We start from the raw sequence: 23,038 nt of genomic DNA, 5'->3' as shown, positions 1-23,038 counted from the left end.
GCCAGATGCCTCAGCAGAGTGGATATCGCTTCCCCACATCCACTCTGCTGCCGTGGATCGATGAACCGTGACCGCACGTGAAGCTGAGCAGTAGCCTTCAGGCTATGTAGGCAAACCTTGGACGTTGCTCAGCCCCGCGCCAGTCTATTCGCTTCCAGCTGACTACTGCCCCCAGCGCCCGCTGCGGCGCATTGCGCCCCACTGATGTTTGCGTCGTGAAAACCATTGCCACAGCCCGCGGCAACGCCAGAGTGTGTTCAACTGGCGATAACCGAAGTTTTCCAGCACGGCCATGATGAACAGCCGCAGCATATCGCGGCGACGTTCGTAGACGCGGAACGACATGGTTTCCAGCAGCAGGCCATTGACTGACAGCAGGATGCCCATGCCGATGGCCACCAGCAGGAAAGCAGCCAACGCCGGGTAGGACACCACCCCGAGTACGAACCCGCTGATCATGAAACCGTAGCCGACCACCTCGATCAGCGGTCCCAGCCATTCGAACAGTGCCATGAACGGCCAGGCCAGCCACCCCGGTGTACCCCCGCGCCGGCTGAAAGCGAGGCGCGCGTGACGGCCAAGACTCTCTGCCAACCCGCGCTGCCAGCGGCTGCGCTGGCGGCCAAGGGTGCCGATGTCTTCCGGGCACTCAGTCCAGCAGATCGGGTCGGGCAGATAGCGGATGCGGTAGGGAATGCGTCGCTCGCGATGGTAACGATGCAGCCGCACCACCAGCTCCATGTCCTCGCCGACCGTGTCGGTGCGATAGCCGCCAACCGCCATGACCCGCTCGCGGTCGAACAGGCCGAAGGCTCCTGAGATGATCAGTACCGCGTTCATTGGCGACCAGCCGAGGCGACCGAAGAGAAAGGCACGCAGGTATTCGACGATCTGAAAGCGCGCCAGCCAGTTGCTTGGCAGTCCAGCGCGGATCAGGAATCCGCCGCGTACCTGCGAGCCGTTGGCAATGCGCACGGTGCCGCCCGCAGCGATGGTGCGCTCGTCTTCGAGAAAGGGCTGGACCACCCGCAGCAGGCTGTCGCGCTGGAGAATGGAGTCGGCATCGACGCCACAGAACAACCCGTACCGCGCGGCATTGATGCCCGCATTCAGCGCGTCGGCCTTGCCGCCGTTGGCTTTGTCGATTACCCGTAAATTGGCGTAGCGCCGCGAGCGATAGATGGCCTGCACCGGCTGATGGGCCACGGCCTGGCGAAGCGGTTCGGGATGCGGCACCAGTTCGAACTCATCGATCAGCACGGCCAGGGTGTTGTCCTTCGAACCATCGTTGATGACCACGACTTCGAATTCTGGGTACTGCAGCTGCAGCATCGACCGCACCGAGGTACGGATCGTCGCTTCCTCGTTGAATGCTGGCATCAGTATCGAGACCGGCGGCTCGACGCCGAGATAAGGCGCGATCTCCCCGGTTTCGGCGCGCTGACGGATGTAGCTCATCAGGCTGACCATCGACAGCAGGTTAAGCAGCAGATACATGCCGTTGAGCAGCAGGAAATAGAGGATGAAGCCCAGTTGCAACCACCACAGCCAGTCGATGCTCATCGGCGCACCTCGGCGATAGCACGGCGCAGTGCGTCCCGTCCGTAGCGATCTTCCACCTGCGCGAGCAGCGCCTGGAGCCGTTCGGGCGTGTTGCGTGGCAGCGTTGCCAGACAGTCCGCAGCGGTTTGACGGACCCACCAGCTGTGATCGCCAAGCAGGGGCAGGAACAGCTCGCTGTCGTCATCGCGCGCCTGCTTGTGCAGCGCCTGCAGTGCTCCCAGCCGAACATCGGCGTGGCTGTGCCTGAGCGCGCGTAGCAGTAGGGGACGGTCACGCGGATCGCCCAGTTCGCAAAGGCAGCGCAACGCGATCTGCAGCTGCTCCGGCGCGGAGTCCTCTTCGAGCCGTACCCGTGCCCAGGGCGCCGCATGGCGGGGATCGCCATGGACCAGCAGCGGGATCAGCCGCTCGCGGCGCGGGTCTTCGGAGCTCGACAGCGTGATCAGCAGCGGCGTGGTGACGGCCTGTTCGCCGGCTTGCTGGCAAAGGTTGGCCAGACGTGGCAGCGCCCAGTCGGGACGTGCCGCGGCGGCGGGCAGGATCAGATGCATCGCGCGGGCGGCGTCCATGGCGATCAGCGTCTGCGCCGCGGCCAGCGAGACGATCATGTTGCGACTCATGAGTAATGGCTGCACCGCCTCCCAGTGGGCCGGGTCGGCCAGATGGCGCAGGCAGGTCAGGCCGATCAGTTTGCGCTGCACGCGCCCGCGTAGCAGCGCCAGCGCCCTACGGTCCATGTTCAGCGCGACCAGCGCACGATTCATCCGCTCCCGCGCCGCGCCGCGCAATTGAAGCTGGGTGCGGTTCCATTGCAGCAAAAACCACAGCTGGCGACCGCGTGGTAGCACAGGCAAAGGCTCGGGCAGCGTATCGCCGAGGCTGCAAAGGGCGAAGAAAGGGCGCCATTGGTCGTTGAACTGTTGCCGTCGCGCTGAGCGCCGGCGGGCCACCTCGCCCAGCAGCAGTACCTGCAGCATCACCAGCAAGGTGAGCCCGGCCAAGCCTAGCGCACAGTAAAGCGCCAATTGCAGCATGGCATCTTCCGGCCAGACCGCCCGCCACGCCTGGCGCGGCGATTCGCAGAGCCAGGTCGGGCAGTTCGCCACGAACTCAAAAAGCATGCCGCAGGCCGAGTTGCAGCCAGCGGCGCGTGTAGTAGTCACCCTGGCGGTGGTGGCCGAGCTCCCAGGACAGCGCCCAGTGGCGGTCCAGCCAATGGCGGCCTTGCAGGCTGATGGCACGCACATCGCTGGTAATCAGCTGCTGCTCCTCGACAGCTTCTTCCTCGCCGACCGTCAGGCGAAGGCCGGCATAGCTGAGCCCAGCGTAGTAGTAATCCAATGCTAGATCGTGACCGATCGGCGTTCCTGCGTTGGCCACGTCGGTGACGTTCAGCGTGTAACCGGCGCGCCAGGAGTTCCAGTAACGCTCGGCGCTAAGGGCCAGACGATCGACTCGGGTCGTTTCGTACTCGGTACGCCGAACGCTGGCGGCACCGAGAAAGCCGGCTGGTAGGCGCCGTTGCAGACGGGCATCGGCGTGCCACTCAGGCAGGAAGTAAGGCGATGGCTGATAGCCAATCTCCGATTGCAGCGTCCAGTTTTCGCCCAGCGGGATTACCGCGCCGGCTTCGGCGCCCTGGTCCCATTCGCCGAAACGTTGCTCGCGCAGTAGCGCGCCGTACCAGCCGAGGCCTTCCGGTTGCGTCGAGGCGTAATCCAGACGCTGGCTGCGCCAGTTGTCGAAGCCGCTGTCTAGCCAGTCCTGGCGGGCCGACAATTCGAGTTCGTGGCGTCGCTGGGTCGGCGCAGTGGCAGCTGGCGCGGTGGCGGTAACCGGAGAGGTCAACGCGGCACGTGCCTGCTGCATCACCTGTTGGACTTCGACGTAATCTGGCGCTGTCTCCGCTGCCCGCTCCAGCGAGATCAATGCCCTCTGCGGCCGTCCGGCCCAAAGCAGCGCCTGGCCCTGACCGAGCAGGTAGTCGGCATTGTCTGGGGCGCGTTGCAGCAGCCTTTCATACAGCGGCAGTGCCTGCTCGGGCGCGCCCTGCCAGGCGAGCACGCGTGCCAGCAGAAATTGCGCTTCGCTGTCGTCGGGCTGGTGTGCCAGATGAGCTTGTAGGGTCGCCTCGGCAGCATCGAACTGCTGCGCCTCGACCTGGCGCTGGGCAGTGGAGAGATCGGCGATCGCCAGCGATGGCAGCAGGGAAACGGTTACCAAAAGAGCCAGTCGTTTCATCGCGGCCTCCTTAACAGGCGGCGGATACGCGCCAGCAGCTCCTCCGGCTGGAAGGGCTTGGTCACGTAATCATCGGCGCCCAGCTCCAGCGCCCGAACGATGTCCACTTCGCGGGCCTTGGCGGTAAGCATCAGCACTGGCACGCGGTCCCAGCCAGGTTGCGCCCGCAGCCGTTCGATCAGTTCGAGACCGTCGTGGTAGGGCAGCATGATATCCATCAGGGTCAGGTCGGGTGGCGCCGAGGCAGTGATCTTTTCGATGGCCTGGCGACCATCTGCGGCATGTTCGACGGTGAATCCGTGCCGCTCGAGCATGAAACGGATGAGGAAGGCGATATCCTCCTCGTCCTCCACCATCAGAATGCGCTGGGTGCCGGAATCACTCATGCGTTGACCTCGTCAGAATCGGAAGTATGGCCAGGTGGCCAGTGTTGGAGCATGTGCTGGATCAGGTTGGCCAACTCGTGGCCGTCGTGGCGCGATTTGATCAGCTGGCGCATGGCCAGGCGACTGTCATGCACAGGCGAGTCCAGCGCGGAAAAGATGATGACCGGCGGGGGTGGGACGGTTTTGGCCAGCTGATCGAAGAGCTCGCTGCCGTTACCGTCGGGCAACATCAGGTCGATGATCGCCAGGTCGTAGCGTTGCGCGGCGATTCGCTCGCGGGCTTCGGCCAGGGTGGCCGCGCCCTGCAGATCAATGTCCAGCGGCGCGATCTGCCGTGCCAGCAATATGCGCAGATCCTCGTCGTCCTCGACGTGCAGAATCCGCGGGCGAGCGTCGCTGGTATCCAGGCAGGCGCGAACCACCTCCATCACCCGCGATGGGTCGATCGGCTTGTGCAGCCAGTCGATCACGCCCACTGCGCCGCCGCGCAGCGCGCCGTCGTCATTGTCGCGCCGCTGGGGTTGCAGGCTGACGATGAGCACCGGCAGGTGGCGATAGGCGCTCTGGCTGCGCAAGTTGTGCAGAAAGGCAATGCTGTTCTCATCGCTCAGCGCGGGGCTCAAGGTCAGCGCCTGGATGCTGTATACGGCCAGCAGGTCGCGAGCCTGGACTGCTGTCTCGGCGATCAGGGTCGAGTAGCCATGGTGTTGCAGCGCATTGGCCAGCTGTTCGGCAGCGGGCGCATCGGGTTCGAGTACCAGAATGCGAGCCGCGGAACGCTGCGCACTGGTGGCCGATATTGGCTGGAGTGGCGCAGGCGGGCTCGCGGGCTGTTGCGGCGGCAACGGTAATCGCAGCCAGAACCGCGTGCCCTGGCCCTCTTGCGAGTCGAAGCCGATCTGTCCCTGCATCTGCTGTACCAGCGAACGGGTGATCGCCAGCCCCAGCCCGGTGCCGCCGCGCTGGCGCGTATCGGACGAATCGGCCTGAGCGAAACGTTCGAATATGCGTGAGCGGAAGCTTTCCGGGATGCCCTGTCCCTGATCCTGGATACCGATCTCCAGGTCACTGCCGTCGCGATGCAGATCGACGCTGACCACGCCGCCGTGAGGCGAATGTTTGATCGCGTTGGACAGCAGATTGGCCATCACCTGGGCGAATCTGTCCGGGTCGACGGTCGCCTCGATCGGCCCGGTGTCGTCCGGGGCCACGAGCGCCAGGCCGACGCCATAGTCATCGCCGTATGGCTTGAGATCCAGCAGGGTCTGTTCTAACAGCGCGCGTACATCGCAGCGGCTGTAGTGGAACGACAGATGCCCCGCTTCGAGCTTTTCGATGTCGAGAATGTCGTTGATCAGGCGTACCAGACGCTCGCTGTTCTTGTGCGCGATATCCAGCAAAGGCCGCGCGCCCTCACCGATCTCACCGGCCACGCCGCCGACCAGCATGCCCAGCGCGCCGCGAATGGCGGTCAGCGGCGTGCGCAATTCATGGCTGACGGTAGAGATGAACTCACCCTTCATCTGTTCCACGCGTCTGCGCAGCGAAATATCGACCGCAACGGTAACGATATGGCAGGCGCCATTGGTCATCGTCATGGGCCGCTTGACCACTTGCAGCCAGCGCTCGTGGCCGTGCGCATCGGTGATGTTCACTTCGGTGATACGCAACTCGCCGCCGCCGCTCAACAGTTCGGTTTCGCCTTGCAATAGCGGCAACAACAGCTGTGCGCCGGTAATCTCGTCGGCTCGATGCTGCTCGATGGCTTCGGGTGAATAATCGAGCAGAGCGGAAAACGCGCGGTTGCAGAGCACGAAGCGGCCAGTCTCGTCGCGTACGAAAATCAAGTTTTCATTGGTATCGGCGACCCGTCGCATGTAGGTCTTTTGATCTTCGAGGGTATCCCGGCTGCGCTGCAGTTCGGTGATGTCGCGGGCGATGGCCAAGTGGTCGCCGAGCCCGGTAGGCGCCAGCCGTACCTCGAATATCCGTTGCCGTTCGAGCTCGCACCAGGTTGTATGGCGCAGCTTCGGAGCGTCGTCCGCCTGCGGCAGCAACCCTGCCAGCAATGGCTCGATTGCCCCAGGCGATGGGCCGCGCCTGTCGTTCGGCTGGGACAGGGCAGATACCCGATGCGCGTCATCAACGGCGTAGAGGTTGTCCGGAATCGCTTGCAACAGCGCGCCCAGGCGCGCCTCGCCGGCTTGCGCCTTGACCGTCAGCGCCTGGCGCAGCCGTAGATTGCGCCGGACCGACCACATGGCGGCGAGAAACAGGATGACCACCAGCAAACTGCCGATCAGCGCGAATTGCCGGTTGTGCTCGACGGTCTCGGCCACGGCGCGGTTGCCCGCGGCGAGGTGACGGCGCTCGTGTTGTTCCACCGCGGTGAGCAATACTCGGAGCTGATCCATGACCTCTTTGCCCCCGGCTTGCGCGTGGTAGGCGGCTGCGGTTTGCAAGCCGGTATCACGGCGCGTCTGGATATTGTCGGCGGCGATCAGCAGGCGCTCGGCTATTTTTTCGTCGAGCCGGTCAAACCATGGCGGGGCGGGGTATGTGGAATCGCGGGTGAGCATCTGTAGCCTGCGGCGATGCTGCTCCAGCTGCATCAGGCCGCGCTCGTAGGGCTCCAGGTAGGTGCGCTCGCCGGTTAGAACGAAGCCACGAACGCCGGTCTCGATATCCTGCAGCGACGACAGTATCGCCTGGGTAGCCGTGATGACTTCCAGGCTGTGTTTGACCGACTGGTTGGCTTCCAGCAGCGCTTCCTGACTGCGCTTGCCTTGCCAGCCGAGTGCGACGAGCAGAACGAAAGCGACCAGGAAAGCGAGTGAATGCCAGCTTGTCGCGGGCTTTGCAGGCAAAGCGGAGCTCCTTTCGCCGGTAACGTTTGTCAGTGTCGCGGCGAGTGGGTTCGCAGCATTCGGCGTGAAGATACCCAATCGCCAGCTTCAGGCAGTTTTAGTTAGAGTCGATCGCCATGCAGCGGTTCGCGCGCCCCGGCGCAGCGATCACTTCGGCTGGGCGATTTCGATCCGGTTGCGGCCCTTGTGCTTGGCAGCATAGAGCGCTTGGTCGGCGTGCTCCAACAAGGTGCTGGCGCTCGCATGGCCATCGGTGGCGCTGATACCGGCGCTGAGGGTGACGTTGAATGTCCGCTCGCTCGCGTGAAAGCGCAGCTCCGCGAAGCGCTGGCGGATCTCGTCGAAAATCTGCCGTGCCTGCTCAGCGGTACAGTTGGGCAGTACCGCTACGAACTCCTCGCCGCCGTAGCGGCCCAGGCTGTCGATGCGGCGCAACCGTTGGTGCATCAGATTGGCCAGCGAGCGGATCACGTTGTCACCGGCGGCATGGCCGTACTGGTCGTTGACCTGCTTGAAGTGGTCGAGGTCGAGCATCACCACGCTGGCCGGATTGCCGCTGCGCAGCGAGCGCTCCACTTCCAGGGCCACATGCTCCTTGATGTCGGCGTGCTTGAGCAGTCCAGTCAGGCTGTCGCGTGAAAGCGCCGTGCTCAGCGATCGGGCGCGCTGGGCATGGGAGAACACGGCGGCGATCAGCGCGTTGTCGCTGATGGGTTTGGTGATGAAATCGTCGCCGGCCTTGAGCAAGGCCGCCATTTGCCGATTGACGTCGGTTTCGGCCGACAGATAGATGATGGTCACCCGTAGCCAATCGTCGTTCAGGCGGATGATCTGCGCCAGCTCCGGGCCGGAGAGCTCTGGCATGTTGACGTCGAGCAAGAGGATTTCAGGGTTGAACGTGCGCATGACCTCGAACAGCTCGCCGGGATCGGTCAGGGTCTGCACCAGCATTTGCGAGTTACGCAGTACGAGGCTGTAACGAGCGGCCAGATCGACGTCGTCGTCGATGATAAGCACGCGATAGGGCTCGTTCAGCTGTAGATTGAGGCAATTTTCGAGGCGATTCTCCAGCCGTGTGACATCCACTGGGCGCGTGAAGTAGCCCTTTGCGCCCGCCCGTACGGCGGCCAACTGACTGGCGAAATCCTCGCGATGATCGATCACCAGTAGCGGCAGCGGCGATTCCAGGGTTTGCTGCAGTGCGCTCACCTGCTCGAGTTCGCCATCGTGCCGGCTGATGATGAGGGCGTTCGGCAGCTGTCCGTTCATGGCCGTTCGCAACAAGGCGATTTCCTGAAACAGCAGCACCTCGTAGCCAAAGTTGCCGAGGGTTTGGCACATCTCCTGGCCCGCCGCGGGATCGCTTTCAAGCAGGTAGATGCGATGAGCGGCCGGCGGTTCGTGCGCTTCGGGCTGGTCGAGCGAGGTGCTGGCCGAGTCGCTGAGCGGTGCATCGGTGGCCAGCTGGCGAACTGCCTGGGCGAACTCGACAAGCAGCTGCGGATCGGGGTTGGCGGCTTGCAGCCAGCCGTCCGCGCTCTGCTCCAGCAACCGTGACCGCTGCCCCAGCGCGGTGAAACCGAAGGTGCCCGCGGTGCCGGCAAGGCGATGCAAGCGTTCATGGAGGTCGAGCATCCGCTGCCGGCGTTGCTCCGGCTCGTCAGCCTGCGACAGCTGCTCGACGAGGTGCTCGAGTTCCGCCAGCTCGTCGCTCAGGCGTTCGGCGAATTTCTCATTCAGCGCCTGCAATTGGCTTTGCAGCGCTTCGCGGGCGCTGTCACTCATGTTCGGCATTCCATACGTCTTTTAATTGTGCGGACAGTTGCAGGGGATCGAAGGGCTTTCTCAGCAGCTTGCGCACGCCGAGTTGGCGCAGCTCGGCAGGGCTGGCGGGCTCTTCCTGCTGCCCGGTCAGCAACACGACCGGTGTGTGCTGCAGATCGAGCAATGACGAGAGCTGGCGCAGCAGCTCCAGGCCGCCCATCTGCGGCAGCATCACATCGAGCAGAATCATGTCTGGCGCGAACCGCTGGGCGCGCGCCAGCGCCTCCTGCCCGGACGCGCAGCTGAGCACCTCGAAGCCGCCGAGCTTCTCCAGGGCGATGCGGGTCACCACCTGAATGGATGGCACATCCTCGACGTGAAGAATCCGCTGCAATGGCCTCACAGCCGAGTCTCCTGCGGCGGATAGCAAGGCAACTCGAACCAGAAGCAGGCGCCTGCGCCGGGTATCGAGTCGAAACCGATCTGTCCGTGCATATGCTCGATCAGCTCCTTGCTGATGGCCAGGCCAAGGCCGGTGCCGCCTTGCTGGCGCGTGTCCGACGAATCCGCCTGAGCGAACTTGCTGAATATGCGCTCGCGGAAGGTATCGGCGATCCCCGGCCCCTTGTCGCGCACGCTGACACGCACCTTGGCGTCATCGACCGTTTCGGCCCATAGCTCGATGGTTTCGCCGGGCGGAGAATACTTGGCGGCGTTGGACAGCAGGTTGCTCAATACCTGCTCCAGACGCATCGTGTCGACCTCGATCGACACGGCCGGGCAGCTCCCCAACTCGATACTGACAGTGTAGCTCTCGGCGTAGCCCTGGTTGCTGCGCAGCGCCTGCTCCAGCAACGGCTGCAAGGGTTGCCGCTGCATTTCGAAACGCATCTTGCCGGCATAGAGCTTGTCGATATCCAGCAGGTCGTCGATCAGCGCACTCAGGCGCTTGCTGTTCTGGTGAGCGATGTCCAACAGCTCCTGCAGATGCGCGGGCACCTCGCCGACGATCTCGCCACAGATCAGCCCCAGCGAGGCGGTAATGGAGGTCAGCGGCGTGCGCAGCTCGTGGCTGACGGTCGAGACGAAGTCGCGCTGCAGAATCTCGACCTGCTTGCGCTCGGTGATGTCGTGCAGCACCACTACCGCGCCATTCTGCTGGCCGTCGGATGCGAACATCGGATCGGCATTGGCCAGCACGTGCCGGGCCGTGCCGTGCACTACGATCGTCATCTCCTGGTTGCGGATGCGTTCGCCACGCAGCGCACGCAGCAGCGGGACCTGGTCATAGGGCATCGGCGTCACGCCGTCCGCCTGAAAGAGGCGGTAATACTCCGGCCACTGTTCCGGTGAGAGCTGCGCTGCGTCCAGGCCATACCAGAGCCGCGCGGTATTGTTGAACAGCGTCAGGTTGCCTTCGGCATCGCAGGCCACCACGGCTTCGGACAGCGCTTCGAGCAGGCGTCGGTTCATTTCCTGCTGTTTGTCCAGTTCGGTCTGCTCGGCCTTGCGTTCGGTGATATCGGTCACCAGACCGTGCCAGAGCACCGATCCATCCGCCTGGCGCATCGGCGTGGCGCGCGCCTCGACCCAGATGACGCCTTTGCGCGGGTGGTCGATGCGGTGCTCGAAATGCCAGGGCGTCAGGGTAGCGGCGGCATGTCGTATGCTCGCCAGCACGCGCGCGCGATCATCCAAATGAACCCGGGAATAGATCGGCGCGATGCTCGGTGCCATTTCGGCGGCACTCAATCCGTAGATGTCCTCGAGCCCTTCGCTGAGATAGGGAAACGAGCTGCTGCCGTCGGGGCGCCAGCAGAACTGGAACAGCAGGCCCGGTACCTGCGCGGCGATCTGCTGCAAACGTAGCTGCAGGTTCTCCTGATGGGCCAGGTCATAGGCGCTGACGATATAACCGTGCAGCTGTTCGTGTTCGTCATGGATCGCCGAGACGTTCAGCAGCACCGGCACGCTGTTGCCGTTTCGGTGCAACAGACGCCACTCACGCATTTCACGCCGCCCTTCGATCAGCGGCGCGATGAGCACGGCAAATCCCGGCTCGACGGTCTCACCCAGTTCGTTGCTGAGAATGGCGGCGCGTCGGACCAGGGCATCCAGCGGGAACAGTGCCGTGGTCAGTGAACGGTCGATCAGCATCCGCTCGGAATACCCGAACAGGCGCACGGCGGTCGGGTTGACGCCCGAAATTCGGCCGTCAGCGGTGGTCAGCACCATCGCACTGGCGGCGCTGTTGAGCAGGGCCTGGTGCAGCGCCGCCTGCTCGGCGTAGCGGTGCCCCTGCAGACGTTCCTCGAACAAGCGCATGATCTGCCGACTCAGGCGCATCAATGCGTCGCGCTGGCCTTCGCTCAGGCGGCGCGGTTGCCGGTCGATCACGCACAGAGTGCCGAGGTTGTAGCCATCCGGCGTGGTTAGCGGCGCGCCGGCATAGAAGCGGATGTGCGGCTCGCCGGTCACCAGCGGGTTGTGGCGAAAGCGCTGGTCCCGTTGTGCGTCATGGACTTCGAAAAGGCCGTCACCCTCGATGGTGTGGGTGCAGAAGGAAATGCCGCGAGGGGTTTCGCTGACGTCCAGACCGAGGCGGCTCTTGAACCACTGACGATGGTCGTCGACCAGCGAGATCAGCGCGATCGGTGTGTCGCAAATATACGAGGCCAGTTGGGTGAAATCGTCGAAGGCGGATTCATCTGGCGTGTCGAGAATCTCGTAACGCAACAGCGCGGCGAGTCGAGACAGCTCGCGCGGTGGCGAGGGTGCCGGCATCGCTTTCGGTGGCTCCATCTGGCTGACCTGTCTCACTTGTTTGAGGGCTGGACGCCGTCGACTCATGCGCGACCGGAATCCCAGATTGCGCGAATCTGGCTGGCCAAGCGCATCGGATCGAAGGGTTTGATAATCACGTCGCGCGCGCCGAGCTTGCGCAAATGTTCTATTTCCCCCGGCTGGACCTTGGCGGTCATGAAGGCGACCGGTACCTGAGTCAGGTCGATCCGCTCGCTGAGCCGGGTCAGGGTTTCGGCGCCGCCCATACCGGGCATCATCACATCGAGCAGAATGAAGTGGGGATCGAACTCTTCGACCTCCTCCAGCGCCTGCAGGCCGGACGAGCAAGACCGTACCTGATAGCCGCCGATGGCTTCCAGTGCGACTTTCGTCACCGCCTGTATGGAAGGATCGTCCTCGACGTGGAGTATCCGTTTCAGCTCGGTCATGCGGTGCCTCCGTCGGCCAGTGCGCCTTGCGAACGATCAGGCGAGCAGTGTGCCAGCTTGCCCGCCGACTGACGCGGCACAATGAAAAAATAGCCTGTCATCACCAGCATCTGCTGACGTTTCGTCACGGTCGCGAACGAAACGTCAACAAACCCTAATCCTGAACAGGCAGTTCGAACCAGAAGCAGGCACCCTGGCCCAGTTCGGAATCGAAACCGATGCGTCCGTGCATGTGCTCGATCAGCTCCTTGCTGATCGCCAGGCCAAGGCCGGTACCGCCTTTCTGGCGGGTGTCGGAGGAATCGGCTTGGGAAAACTTCTGGAAAATCCGCTGCCGAAACGTCTGCGGAATACCTGGGCCAACGTCACGGACGCTCACGCGGACCTGATCGCCCCGACGGCTGCTACTCAAGACTACGACTTCGCCAGTCGGCGAGAATTTCGCTGCGTTGGAGAGCAAGTTCGCCAGCACCTGCTGCAGGCGATGCTCATCCACCGACACCCGCACATCCACCTGCTCGCCCAATTCCAGACGCACCCGGTGTTGTTCAGCGTAGCCCTGATTCGAGCGAAGCGAATCTTCGAGCAACGGCGCCAGAGGCTGGGTCTGCAGCTGGAAATTCATCTGGCCAGCGATCAACTTCTCCATGTCCAGCAAGTCATCGATCAGCAGGCCGAGGCGTTGGCTGTTCTGTTGCGCGATGCCGAGCAACTGCCCGATCGCTGGCGGGACCTCGCCGACGGCACCGCCGTTAATCAGCCCCAGGGCGCCGGAAATCGACGTCAGTGGCGTGCGCAGCTCGTGGCTGACGATGGAGACGAACTCGCTTTTCATCTGCTCGATGCGCTTGCGCTCGGTGATGTCGCGCACCAGGCCGATGAACTTGCGTTCGCCTCGATGGCTGATTTCCGAGACACGCAATTCGATGGTGAACCGCTCGCCATTGCGGCGTACCCCCTGCAATTCGCGGTTCTGCTCCAGGCTGCGGCCTTCGCCGCGGCGCTCGTAGTCCTCGAGATAGCCATCGTGAGCGGCGCGGTGCGGCTCGGGCATCAGCATCGACAGGTTGCGCCCGAGCACTTGCTCTTCGCTATAGCCGAAGGTGCGTTCGGCGGCGTGGTTGAAGGTTTCGATCAGGCCGCGCTGGTTGATGATGATGATCGCGTCGACGACATTGGCGATCAGCAGGCGCACGTAGCGTTCACGCTCGTTGGCCTCGCGCTCGGCCAGGGCACGGGCACTGACATCCGAGATAAAGCCGTCGTACCACAGCAGGCGCCCGTCGGCGTCGCGAAGCGCGCGGCTGTTTTCCTGCACCCAGAGCGTTTCGCCGCGCGCATTGATCAGCCGGTAGGTGCGTTCGAAATGATCCGCTTCGCTGCCCTGCAGGCCGGCACGATCTTCGGGGTGGATCAGGCTGCTGAACCGGCGTGTGCCGGGGGCAAGGAAATCGCTGGCCGGGTAACCCGTCAGCCGCTCTATACCGTCGCTGAGATAACGAATCGTACGATTAGCGTCGCCGTCACGCCGGTAGACCACACCCGGCAGATTGCTGACCATGCTGCGGAAGCGGCTCTCGCTTTCACTGAGCGCGATCGCGGTATTCATGACGGGCGTGATATCGGCGATGAAGCCATGCCAGAGCACCGAACCGTCACGCAGGCGCTCGGCGGTCGCCCTGACTTCGACCCAGATCAGCCCTTTTTCGCGGTGGTTGATCCGGTAGCGCGTGGAGCCGCCGCCCAGGTTGGCCGCCGAGCGTTCTATCGCGGCGCGCAATGCGGGACGATCAGGGTCATACACCACGGCGAAGGCATGGCGTGCGTCTTCGATCAGCTGCTCGGGTTCTATTCCGTAGAGCTCGCGCGACCCCTCACTGGCATAGAGCATGCTGTAGGCGCCTTCCGGCGAGCGCTTCAGTTGGTAGACCATGCCGGGCAGCAGGCTGGCGATTTTCTGGCCGCGCTCGAGCAGACGTTTGCGGTTGCGCTCTTGCTGCGTCGAGCGAATCCGATGGATACGCTGAACGATGCCGCGGCGGTGGAGCATGAAGGCCAGTATCAACAGCAGCACTTCGGTCGTCAGCCAGGCCAGTCCCCATTTGATCAGAATGCGGCGTTCGGCCTGCTGCTGCTCCCGCAGCGCCAGGGTGATGTCTCGCCAGACCAGCGCAACGGCGAAAGGCAGACGCCCTGGATTGTGTTCCGCCCTGACGTCGTGCAGCGGCACCTGATTGAGCACGAAACTGCGACCGCCAGACTCCAGCAGGCGCAGCGCTTGTCCGGACCCTGGCACCGGCAACGAACGCTGTTGCGCCCACTGCAGGATCTGCGGCGCCGAATGGGTGTCGAGCAGCCAGCCGGGAAGGCCTTGCAGCTGAATCCCGACTGGAGGCGTCCAGAACACATTCTTGAGCTCGTCACGGTTCACCAGCAGGCCCAGGCCGGCGTTCAGCTGGTGACCCAGTTCGGTCAGGTTAGGAAGGATGCCGAATCCCACCTCCAAGGCACCGATCACGTCGCTTTCAGGGCTGCTGCTGGCGCGGATCGGCACGATGGCCCGGTTGCCCGCGCTACGCCGACCGATATCCAACCCGGAAACGATCCGGTCGTGGGTCAACGCCTGGTAGAGCATAGGGCGGCGGTCGGCGACCGCATCACCGAACGCGTCGGGATCCTGCATGCGCAGCAGCGCCATGCCTGTTTTGCCCAGATACAGTTGTAACTGGAGCGCGCCGTGGGCTTGCATGACCGTCCAGGTCGGGGTGAGCGAGCTGAACAGCTGCTCGCGGATCCGGGCCAGTCGAGGGCCGTCCCACTGAGCCCCGGCCTTCACGGCGCGGTCAGCCTGGCGAACCAGCCGAAGCGTCTCCGGACTGGCGCTCAAGGCGCTGGCGATCAACCGGGCCTGCTCTTCCAGTCCCTGCTGAGCGCTGCGCAACGCCAGCGCCTGGAGTTCGCCCTGCTGCGCCGTCTGCAGCGTCCAGACGGCATCGCGCGCCTGATGATCATTGATGGCAAGGCCACCGAACAGCAACGCGAGAAGCAGGCTGCAGAGGCCGAATATCCAACGCGGGTCGGTGGGGTGGGGGATGGTTTTCATGACGATTCTGAGCACCGTACTGCGTGGGCGTGCTGCGACGCGCTACCTGTCCTGCACTGCAAGCAGTGCCACGTAGGGTGGCGAAACAATAGTGGCCTTATGCTACATCTGTTGCCTGGTAGATGGGATCGTCCGGAGTATCGGCCGCGTGGGCTTTTTCTGTCAGATGCCGAAACGAAAAATAAACGTCGGACGACAGGCGGACGCTTATCCAGTTAGGCAGAGTAGATAATGCAAACAGATTCGCAGCTGCGGATCTGAACTTTTACACCGCGAGGGTTCAACACTATGTGGTACACCGGTTTTCTCGACCTCTCGGCTTGGCAGGTGGTTGCGGCCGCGTTGCTTCTGACTCACGTGACTATCGTTGCCGTCACGGTCTACCTGCACCGTTATTCGGCACACCGCTCGCTCGAGCTGAACGCAGGCCTCAAGCACTTTTTCCGTTTCTGGCTGTGGCTGACCACGGCGATGAATACTCGCGAGTGGACCGCCATTCACCGCAAGCACCACGCCAAATGCGAAACCCCCGACGATCCCCACAGCCCGGTACAGAAGGGCCTGGGCACGGTGCTGCGGCGCGGTGCCGAGCTGTATATGGAAGAGGCGAAGAACGAGGAAACCCTGCGCATCTACGGCAAGAATTGCCCGGACGACTGGATCGAGCGCAACCTTTATTCACGCTTCCCCAACCTGGGCATCGTGCTGATGCTCGCCGTCGATCTGGCGCTGTTCGGTGTTATCGGTCTGACCGTCTGGGCGGTGCAGATGATCTGGATTCCGCTCTGGGCCGCCGGGGTGGTCAACGGGCTAGGGCATGCCGTGGGCTATCGCAACTTTGAATGCCGCGACGCGGCGACCAACCTCGTGCCCTGGGGCATCCTCATCGGGGGCGAGGAACTGCATAACAATCACCATACCTACCCGAACTCGGCCAAGCTGTCGGTGCGCAGGTGGGAGTTCGACATGGGCTGGGCCTGGATCAAGCTATTCAGCCTGTTCGGGTTGGCGAAGGTCAACCGCACCGCGCCCATCGCACACCGCGTCACGCCCAAGCATCAGCTGGACATGGACAGCGCCATGGCGATTCTCAACAACCGTTTCCAGATCATGGCGCAGTATCGAAAGCTGGTGATCAAACCGCTGGTGCGCCTTGAACTGCAACGCGCCGATGCATCGGTGCGCCATCAGTTCCGCCGTGCCAAGCGGCTGCTATCCCGCGAACCGAGCCTGCTGCAGCATGAGCAACAGGCGCGCATCGAGGTGATCCTCGAGCAGAGCCAGTCGCTGCGGGTGATCTACGAACAGCGCCTGGCGCTGCAACAGATCTGGACCCGCACCAGCGCCAATGGTCACGAAATGCTCGCTGCGATCAAGCAGTGGGTGCAGGACGCCGAAGCCAGCGGCATCCAGTCGCTGCGTGAGTTCGCCGAGCATCTGCGAACCTATTCGCTCAGGCCTGCGGTCGCCCACGGATGACCATTGATCGGCGCAATTAGCGGTAATTGCGCCAACTGGAACTTTGCTCTACCGGCGTTCTCTCAACAGCATTCTGGTGCTTTAGCGACAGCTGCTCAGCGGGCCCCCGCCGGTACCTGGCGCTCGTTTGGGAACGCAGGTATGACTCTGGTGAAGCAGCGAAGTGAAAAAGGGGTTGGCATCCTTCCCCCGACCGAAGGGCAGACGCTTTTGGCGTTGATGCATGCCCGGGCCGAAGTCGAGCGCTTGAGCGAGCGCGAACAACTATTCAGTACGTTGATGAGCGCAGTCAATGCGGTGCTCTGGGCGTACGACTCGCAGGCCCAGCGGATGGTCTATGTCAGCCCGGCCTACGAGCAGATCTTCGGGCGCTCGGCTGCGCTGTTGCTGGCAGACTTCGGCGAGTGGCGCAACAGCGTCTACCCGGACGATTTGGAATATGCACAGCAGAGCCTGACCGACGTGCTCGAAAAGGGCGCCATCGAAGAGCGCGAGTACCGCATCATTCGTGGTGACGGTCAGTTGCGCTGGCTGAGCGACAAATGCTTCATCGCGCGTAACGTCGACAGCGCGCATGGGCCTATCATCGTTGGGATCGCCGAAGACATCACCGATAAGAAGCAGCTCGAAGGCGAACTGCAGCGCCTGGCCACCGTCGACGTCCTGACCCAGAGCAGCAACCGCCGCTACTTCTTCGAGTGCGCCAAGCGTGAGTTCGACCTGGCCCGGCAATACGCCACCCCGCTGGCGTTTCAGCTGTTGGACATCGACGACTTCAAGCGGATCAACGATACCCATGGCCATCAGATGGGCGATCAGGTGCTGCAGCGCGTCGCCGAGTGCGGCACGTCCGTGCTGCGGCGCGGTGATCTATTCGGTCGCATTGGCGGCGAAGAGTTCGCCTTACTGCTGCCGGGCTGCAAGCCGGACCTCGCCGAGCAGATCGCCGAGCGTCTGCAGCGGGAGGTGCAGCGGCTGGTGTTCACTACCACCGACGGCCAGCGCTTCGGAGTCACCATCAGCCTCGGCGTGACCTGCCTCAGAGCCGGCGATCCAGATCTCGGTGCGCTGTTCGCTCGTGCCGATGCGGCCATGTACACCGCCAAACGTCTGGGCAAGAACCAGGTGATCATGGCCTGAGTCGATGGCGCGGTCGCCGCCATCGGACCGGTCACCTATCAGCCATCAACGGGTGAATTGCTGCGCCAGTTCCTCCATCTGCTGTTTGAATTCGTCACACTTGGCCTGCCGTTCGGATGCCGGGATGCTGCCCCATTTCGCTTTGCCCTGTTTGACACCGGCATCGAAGTCCCTGTCGAAGCTGGCGGCATCCATGCCGTTGCGCGCCAGGTGATCTTTCTGCTGCTGTTTATGCTCGACCAGTTGTTCGTCCGTATAGCCGCCACAGACCTCTGCCGTGACCTGCATCGTGCCGCCCAGTTTCGCCAGCTGTGCGTTCATGTTCGCCATCATTGGATTAGTCGGCTGCTGAGCCAGGCTCGGAAGACTGATCAGCATGGCGGCGCTGATGAGGGACAGGTATCGCAACTCGGTTGGTAAGGACATGCTCGTTCCTGATTGTTGTTTTGCTGCTCGAAAATCTGCGGTTCGGCCAGGGTTGACCTCGGGGGCGTTGGGTTGCCCATCACATCATTTGTCCGGCTGAGCGGCACTCCGTGTTCATTGGACTTCGTGCAGAGCGATCGCGGCCCGTATGGTCTGGTTGGTGATGCCCAACATGACTTGCGCCACATGCCAAGAAGACCTCAACTCTAGACCAGATCGTTTGGCTTTCAAGCTAGCGATGGCAGACGGCGAAAAGCGCGTCAGGGCGCTTTGCGGTAGACGTCATCGAAGCGAACGTTGAGGCCGCCGCAGCGGCTGTTGTCGGTCACTACGAGGTTCGCTGCGACGTACTGCAGGGTGACGCGGCAGGCATATTCTTCCGCACCCTCGGCAATTCTCAGCAGATCACCGGAGGGTTGTGCTTGATCTTCAAAGGCGCCGACGTGGACAACCGGCTCGCCATAACTATTCACGCCGCCCTGCCAGATCGCCTCGCCTACGAGCGCAAGCGACCCGCTGGCCGAGGCTCGAGAAATGACGATGCTGTTGCCGCCGGCGGTGGGCAGCCAGCGGCCGATCCAGTCCTGCGCTGCGGGAGGCGTCGAAGCAGTGTCGATTTCAAGATTACGTGCTGGCAGCCAGCCTACGAATTCGCGCTTTTCGCCGAAGTACCATACGCAGGCCCAGCCATCGGAATGTTTGCCGACCAAGAGTTTGTCGCCGTCCACGAGATAGGCCTTGCGTATGCAGGATTCATCTGCGGGGCAGCCAAGGGCGTCATCCCTGAAATGCACTCGTGAGTCAGTACCGGCAACCACCTCTGCAGGTTGTACCTGACCGGCGAACGCCGGAAAGAAGCCATTGCGGCAGGAATAGGCTTCGATAGCCTGCACAGTTGGCGCTAGCAGCAGGCACAGCAGAAAGGCTTTGTATTGCACGGCCTGCAAGCTCCTTCAGGCGCTGCCCGTGTCGGCGGCACGGACAGCTCGGGTGCGTTACACCGGCGTTTGGCTCGATGCCGCCGGTTGCTGCTGGGTAATGCAGTGGATGTTGCCGCCGCCGAGCAGGATCTCGCGGCCCGGCACCATCACCACCTGATGATTGGGGAAGATCCGGCTGAGGATGGCTTCTGCTTCGGCGTCCATCGGGTCGTCGAAAGACGGGGCGATGATGCCGCCATTGACGATCAGGAAGTTGACGTAGCTGCCAGCCAGGCGAATCGACGGATCGCGCGGCTGACTGCCGATCAGCGGCACCACACCGGCGCATTCCTGCTCGGTGGCATGCAGCGGGCCAGGGATCGGCATCTTGTGCACCACGAGCTTGCGGTCCCAGGCATCATGAGCCTGCTCCAGCACGCTCATGGCTGCCTGGCAGCGCTCGTAGTTGGGGTCGTCGCGATCATCGGTCCAGGCCAGCAGTACTTCACCTGGGCGAACGAAGCAGCAGAAATTGTCCACGTGACCGTCGGTTTCGTCGTTGTACAACCCGTGCGGCAGCCAGATGACCTTGTCTATCGCCAGGTAATCGGCCAGGACCGCTTCGATTTGCTCACGGGACAGGTGCGGGTTGCGATTGCGGTTGAGCAGGCACTCCTCGGTGGTGATCAGGGTACCTTCGCCGTCGACGTGAATCGAACCGCCTTCCAGTACGAAACCCTCGGTGCGGTAGCGGTCGCAGCGCTCGATTTCGAGAATCTTACGCGCCACTTCGTCGTCGCGCTGCCAGTTGTCGTACAGCCCGCCCTCGAGGCCGCCCCAGGCGTTGAACGTCCAGTCGACGCCACGCAGTCCGCCCTTGCCGTTGACCAAAAAGGTCGGCCCCGTATCGCGGACCCAGGCGTCATCGCTGCTGATTTCCACCAGCCGAATGCGCGGGTCATCGAGTTGCTCTCGTGCGGCCATGTATTGCTCGGCGGTGGCGCAGACGGTGACCGGCTCGAAGCGTGCTATGGCCTTTGCCACAGCGGTGAAAGCCGCCTGCGCCGGCGTGCCCTGGTCGCGCCAGTTATCCGGACGCTGCGGCCAGACCATCCAGGTCTGGTTGTGCGGCGCCCATTCGGCGGGCATATGGAAGTCGTCGGCGCGAGGCGTGGTGGTCAGGGTTGTCATCGATCTTTTCCGTAGAGAGCGCGGCCTGTAGGAGCGGGCCTGCTTGCGAATGCGGCCTTGCAGGCGCGTTCGCGAGCAAACTCGTTCCTACGATGGGTCAATTGTTCGGTCAGGACTCCAGCGAGCCGTCCAGGGTCTTGATCGGGCTGTATAGGTTTGGCCGACGGTCGCGGAATACGCCCCAGGCGCTGCGGATGTGCTCCAGCTGGTCCAGGTCGAACTCGTGCACCAGCACGCCTTCGGTGGTCTTGTCCATTTCCTCGACCTTGGCACCGAACTGGTCGGCAATGAACGAGGAACCGTAGAAGGTGATGTCGTAGCCGTCCTGCTCTTCGGTGCCGACGCGGTTGCTGGCGATCAGCGGCATCAGGTTGGCGCCGGCGTGGCCCTGCTGGACGCGCTGCCAATGGTCGCGCGAGGTGATGTTCGGGTCATGCGGCTCGCTGCCGATGGCGGTGGGGTAGAACAGCAGCTCGGCGCCCATCAGTGCCATGCTGCGCGCGGTTTCGGGGAACCACTGATCCCAGCAAATGGCCACGCCGATCTTGGCGTAGCGGGTGTTCCAGACCTTGAAACCAGTGTCGCCGGGGTTGAAGTAGTACTTCTCGTGATAGCCAGGACCGTCGGGGATGTGGCTCTTGCGGTAGACGCCCAGCACCTTGCCATCGGCGTCGATGATGGCGATGGAGTTGAAGCGTGCGCGGCCGGCGACTTCGAAAAAGCTGATCGGCAGCACCACCTGCAGCTCGGCGGCGATCTTCTGGAAATGCTGGATCGCCGGGTTTTCTTCCACGCTGGTAGCCAGCTGCAGATATTCGGGATTGGGTTTCTGGCAGAAGTAAGGGGTTTCGAACAGCTCCTGGATCAGGATCACCTGCGCGCCCTTGGCGGCGGCTTCACGAACCAGCTTCTCGGCGTTGGTGATGTTCGCCTGGCGATCCCAGGAACAGGCCATTTGGGTGGCGGCAACGGTAACGGTACGGGACATGGCGGCCTCGCGGAATTGGGGCGTTTAGAAATGGAGTGGATTTTAGGCGTGAAGTTTGGAAAAGACGATAAAGGCGCTGGAGGCAGAACGAAAACCGTGGCGCTAACGCTTCAGTGAGGCTGTAGGTGGGCCGGACCGCCGTAGGGTGGGCTTCAGCCCACCGCCGACACCTCGGTGGGGCCGACTTGGTGGGCTGAAGCCCACCCTACGATTACTTCTCTGCCCGCCAGCGCTTTGATCGGCTTCCAGCTTTTAGACCGTATGCAGGTACCAGTTGTATTCGAGATCGGAGATCGAATGCTCGAATTCGGCCAGTTCGCTTTCTTTGCAGGCCACGAAGATGTCGATGTACTCCGGGCTGATGTAGCGGGCCATGATTTCGTTGTCATCCAGCTCGCGCAGGGCGTCGCGCAGGTTGGAGGGCAGGCTCGGTTCGACCTGCTCGTAGGAGTTGCCTTCGATCGGCTGGTCGGGTGCGATCTTGTTGGTCAGGCCGTGATGAACGCCGGCGAGAACGCTGGCCAACAGTAGGTAAGGGTTGGCATCCGCCCCGGCGACGCGATGCTCGATGCGTACTGAATCCGCGCTGTCGGTCGGCACGCGTAGCGCTACGGTGCGGTTGTCCAGGCCCCAGCACGGCGCATTCGGTACGTAGAACTGAGCGCCAAAGCGGCGGTAGGAGTTGACGTTGGGGCAGAGGAAGGCCATCGACGCCGCCATGGTCTGCTGGATACCGCCGATGGCATGACGCAGGGTTTCGCTCTCCAGCGGATTGTCGGTGGCGAAGATATTGTTGCCATTCTTGTCGAGCAACGAGATGTGCACGTGCAGTCCGTTCCCAGCCTGGCCCGGGTAGGGCTTAGCCATGAAGGTGGTGTCCATCTCATGGTCATAGGCGATGTTCTTGATCAGCCGCTTGAGCAGCACGGCGTAATCGCAGGCCTTGATCGGGTCGGCGACGTGATGGAGGTTGACTTCGAACTGCGCCGGAGCGCTTTCCTTAACGATAGCGTCGGCAGGAATGCCCTGTTCCTTCGCACCCTCGAGAATGTCCTGCAGGCAGTCGACGTATTCGTCCAGATCGTCGATCAGGTAGACCTGGGTCGACTGCGGGCGCTTGCCGGAAATCGGCGAGCGCGGCGGCTGCGGACGGCCATTCACGTTCTCCTGATCGATCAGATAGAACTCCAGCTCGAAGGCCGCACAAATGGTCAGGCCCAGCTCGTCGAACTTGCTGACGACCTGGCGCAGCACTTCGCGTGGGTCGGCGAAAAAAGGCGAGCCGTCGCGCTCGTGCATGGTCATCAGCAGCTGCGCGGTGGGGCGCTTCTGCCAGGGCTCGTTGCTCAGGGTGTTGGGAATGGGGAAGCAGGTCCGGTCCGAGTCGCCGATGTCCATCCCGAGCCCGGTGCTTTCCACGGTGATGCCATTGATGTCGAGCGCGAATAGCGAGGCGGGGAGGTTGATGCCTTTTTCATACACCTTATGCAGGCTGGCGCGTTCGATGCGCTTGCCTCGCACGACACCGTTCATGTCTGCGATTAGCAGGTCGACGTACTGGACCTCCGGGTGTTCTTTCAGAAACGCGTTCGCTTCATTGAGCTGAACGGCACGCGGCGGCGGAAGCATGATGAAAACACCTTAATTGTTAAAAATTTCAATCATCAAACAACATGTCTTGGAGTCAATCGGAAAGCCAAGTCGCTGTCAATAGCGCCTCAAAACGCCCCATGAATG

The 23,038-nt window shown here is 62.8% G+C and carries 17 protein-coding genes; 2 read left to right on the top strand and 15 right to left on the bottom strand.

Annotated elements, in window-relative coordinates:
* Positions 1–162 precede the first annotated feature (162 nt).
* The 10 genes from E0D86_RS05970 to E0D86_RS05925 form a co-directional block, all read right to left on the bottom strand.
* Positions 163–1,563 carry a glycosyltransferase family 2 protein gene (locus E0D86_RS05970; RefSeq protein ID WP_131649086.1) on the bottom strand — a complete coding sequence of 467 codons (1,401 nt, stop codon included), beginning with the start codon at positions 1,561–1,563 and terminating at the stop codon, positions 163–165.
* Positions 1,560–2,684: a HEAT repeat domain-containing protein gene (locus E0D86_RS05965; protein ID WP_131649085.1), complete on the bottom strand. Its 1,125-nt coding sequence runs from the start codon at positions 2,682–2,684 to the stop codon at positions 1,560–1,562. Before E0D86_RS05965 ends, E0D86_RS05970 begins: the two co-directional genes overlap by 4 nt.
* The gene (locus E0D86_RS05960; RefSeq protein WP_131649084.1) at positions 2,674–3,804 is read right to left on the bottom strand and encodes a YaiO family outer membrane beta-barrel protein; all 1,131 of its coding nucleotides are present in this window, start codon (positions 3,802–3,804) and stop codon (positions 2,674–2,676) included. The genes E0D86_RS05965 and E0D86_RS05960 overlap by 11 nt, the downstream gene beginning before the upstream one ends.
* Positions 3,801–4,190, bottom strand: coding sequence for a response regulator transcription factor (locus tag E0D86_RS05955; protein ID WP_131649083.1), 390 nt, complete (start codon positions 4,188–4,190; stop codon positions 3,801–3,803). The genes E0D86_RS05960 and E0D86_RS05955 overlap by 4 nt, the downstream gene beginning before the upstream one ends.
* On the bottom strand, positions 4,187–7,057 hold the full coding sequence (locus tag E0D86_RS05950; protein ID WP_131649082.1) for an ATP-binding protein: 2,871 nt from the start codon (positions 7,055–7,057) through the stop codon (positions 4,187–4,189). The genes E0D86_RS05955 and E0D86_RS05950 overlap by 4 nt, the downstream gene beginning before the upstream one ends.
* Positions 7,058–7,204: 147 nt before the next feature.
* Positions 7,205–8,842, bottom strand: coding sequence for a diguanylate cyclase (locus tag E0D86_RS05945; protein WP_131649081.1), 1,638 nt, complete (start codon positions 8,840–8,842; stop codon positions 7,205–7,207).
* The gene (locus E0D86_RS05940) at positions 8,835–9,224 is read right to left on the bottom strand and encodes a response regulator (protein ID WP_131649080.1); all 390 of its coding nucleotides are present in this window, start codon (positions 9,222–9,224) and stop codon (positions 8,835–8,837) included. The genes E0D86_RS05945 and E0D86_RS05940 overlap by 8 nt, the downstream gene beginning before the upstream one ends.
* Positions 9,221–11,623 carry a PAS domain S-box protein gene (locus E0D86_RS05935; protein ID WP_131649079.1) on the bottom strand — a complete coding sequence of 801 codons (2,403 nt, stop codon included), beginning with the start codon at positions 11,621–11,623 and terminating at the stop codon, positions 9,221–9,223. The genes E0D86_RS05940 and E0D86_RS05935 overlap by 4 nt, the downstream gene beginning before the upstream one ends.
* A 44-nt stretch (positions 11,624–11,667) precedes the next feature.
* Complete coding sequence (locus E0D86_RS05930; RefSeq protein WP_131649078.1) at positions 11,668–12,054, bottom strand: response regulator; 387 nt, start codon at positions 12,052–12,054, stop codon at positions 11,668–11,670.
* A 154-nt stretch (positions 12,055–12,208) separates the two neighbouring features.
* Positions 12,209–15,157: a PAS domain S-box protein gene (locus tag E0D86_RS05925; RefSeq protein WP_131649077.1), complete on the bottom strand. Its 2,949-nt coding sequence runs from the start codon at positions 15,155–15,157 to the stop codon at positions 12,209–12,211.
* A 288-nt stretch (positions 15,158–15,445) separates the two neighbouring features.
* On the opposite strand from E0D86_RS05925, the gene desA reads away from it, so the two are divergent.
* Together desA and E0D86_RS05915 are read left to right on the top strand one after the other, a co-directional pair.
* On the top strand, positions 15,446–16,636 hold the full coding sequence (desA, locus tag E0D86_RS05920) for a delta-9 fatty acid desaturase DesA (RefSeq protein WP_131649076.1): 1,191 nt from the start codon (positions 15,446–15,448) through the stop codon (positions 16,634–16,636).
* Positions 16,637–16,777: 141 nt separating this feature from the next.
* On the top strand, positions 16,778–17,776 hold the full coding sequence (locus E0D86_RS05915; protein WP_131649075.1) for a sensor domain-containing diguanylate cyclase: 999 nt from the start codon (positions 16,778–16,780) through the stop codon (positions 17,774–17,776).
* Positions 17,777–17,821: 45 nt separating this feature from the next.
* On the opposite strand, the gene E0D86_RS05910 is transcribed toward E0D86_RS05915, so the two are convergent.
* The 5 genes from E0D86_RS05910 to E0D86_RS05890 form a co-directional block, all read right to left on the bottom strand.
* Complete coding sequence (locus tag E0D86_RS05910) at positions 17,822–18,202, bottom strand: hypothetical protein (RefSeq protein ID WP_131649074.1); 381 nt, start codon at positions 18,200–18,202, stop codon at positions 17,822–17,824.
* Positions 18,203–18,462: 260 nt separating this feature from the next.
* Positions 18,463–19,140: a hypothetical protein gene (locus E0D86_RS05905; RefSeq protein ID WP_131649073.1), complete on the bottom strand. Its 678-nt coding sequence runs from the start codon at positions 19,138–19,140 to the stop codon at positions 18,463–18,465.
* A gap of 57 nt (positions 19,141–19,197) precedes the next feature.
* Entirely contained in the window at positions 19,198–20,313 is a 1,116-nt protein-coding gene (aguA, locus tag E0D86_RS05900; protein ID WP_131649072.1) for an agmatine deiminase, read from the bottom strand.
* Between the two features lie 109 nt (positions 20,314–20,422).
* Complete coding sequence (gene aguB, locus E0D86_RS05895; protein WP_131649071.1) at positions 20,423–21,301, bottom strand: N-carbamoylputrescine amidase; 879 nt, start codon at positions 21,299–21,301, stop codon at positions 20,423–20,425.
* Positions 21,302–21,553: 252 nt separating this feature from the next.
* Complete coding sequence (locus tag E0D86_RS05890; RefSeq protein ID WP_131649070.1) at positions 21,554–22,930, bottom strand: glutamine synthetase family protein; 1,377 nt, start codon at positions 22,928–22,930, stop codon at positions 21,554–21,556.
* Positions 22,931–23,038: the final 108 nt, after the last annotated feature.

This window comes from Pseudomonas sp. IC_126, from assembly GCF_004331835.1.
Classification (GTDB): domain Bacteria; phylum Pseudomonadota; class Gammaproteobacteria; order Pseudomonadales; family Pseudomonadaceae; genus Stutzerimonas.
This window is presented reverse-complemented; position numbering and strand designations above follow the sequence as displayed.

What these genes read in the sequence shown, in the direction of transcription:
- aguA (WP_131649072.1), bottom strand. Translation starts at nt 20,313, where the DNA reads ATGACAACCCTGACCACCACGCCTCGCGCCGACGACTTCCATATGCCC.
- E0D86_RS05890 (WP_131649070.1), bottom strand. Translation starts at nt 22,930, where the DNA reads ATGCTTCCGCCGCCGCGTGCCGTTCAGCTCAATGAAGCGAACGCGTTT.
- aguB (WP_131649071.1), bottom strand. Translation starts at nt 21,301, where the DNA reads ATGTCCCGTACCGTTACCGTTGCCGCCACCCAAATGGCCTGTTCCTGG.
- E0D86_RS05945 (WP_131649081.1), bottom strand. Translation starts at nt 8,842, where the DNA reads ATGAGTGACAGCGCCCGCGAAGCGCTGCAAAGCCAATTGCAGGCGCTG.
- E0D86_RS05965 (WP_131649085.1), bottom strand. Translation starts at nt 2,684, where the DNA reads ATGCTTTTTGAGTTCGTGGCGAACTGCCCGACCTGGCTCTGCGAATCG.
- desA (WP_131649076.1), top strand. Translation starts at nt 15,446, where the DNA reads ATGTGGTACACCGGTTTTCTCGACCTCTCGGCTTGGCAGGTGGTTGCG.
- E0D86_RS05970 (WP_131649086.1), bottom strand. Translation starts at nt 1,563, where the DNA reads ATGAGCATCGACTGGCTGTGGTGGTTGCAACTGGGCTTCATCCTCTAT.
- E0D86_RS05925 (WP_131649077.1), bottom strand. Translation starts at nt 15,157, where the DNA reads ATGAAAACCATCCCCCACCCCACCGACCCGCGTTGGATATTCGGCCTC.
- E0D86_RS05915 (WP_131649075.1), top strand. Translation starts at nt 16,778, where the DNA reads ATGACTCTGGTGAAGCAGCGAAGTGAAAAAGGGGTTGGCATCCTTCCC.
- E0D86_RS05930 (WP_131649078.1), bottom strand. Translation starts at nt 12,054, where the DNA reads ATGACCGAGCTGAAACGGATACTCCACGTCGAGGACGATCCTTCCATA.
- E0D86_RS05960 (WP_131649084.1), bottom strand. Translation starts at nt 3,804, where the DNA reads ATGAAACGACTGGCTCTTTTGGTAACCGTTTCCCTGCTGCCATCGCTG.
- E0D86_RS05910 (WP_131649074.1), bottom strand. Translation starts at nt 18,202, where the DNA reads ATGTCCTTACCAACCGAGTTGCGATACCTGTCCCTCATCAGCGCCGCC.
- E0D86_RS05955 (WP_131649083.1), bottom strand. Translation starts at nt 4,190, where the DNA reads ATGAGTGATTCCGGCACCCAGCGCATTCTGATGGTGGAGGACGAGGAG.
- E0D86_RS05935 (WP_131649079.1), bottom strand. Translation starts at nt 11,623, where the DNA reads ATGGAGCCACCGAAAGCGATGCCGGCACCCTCGCCACCGCGCGAGCTG.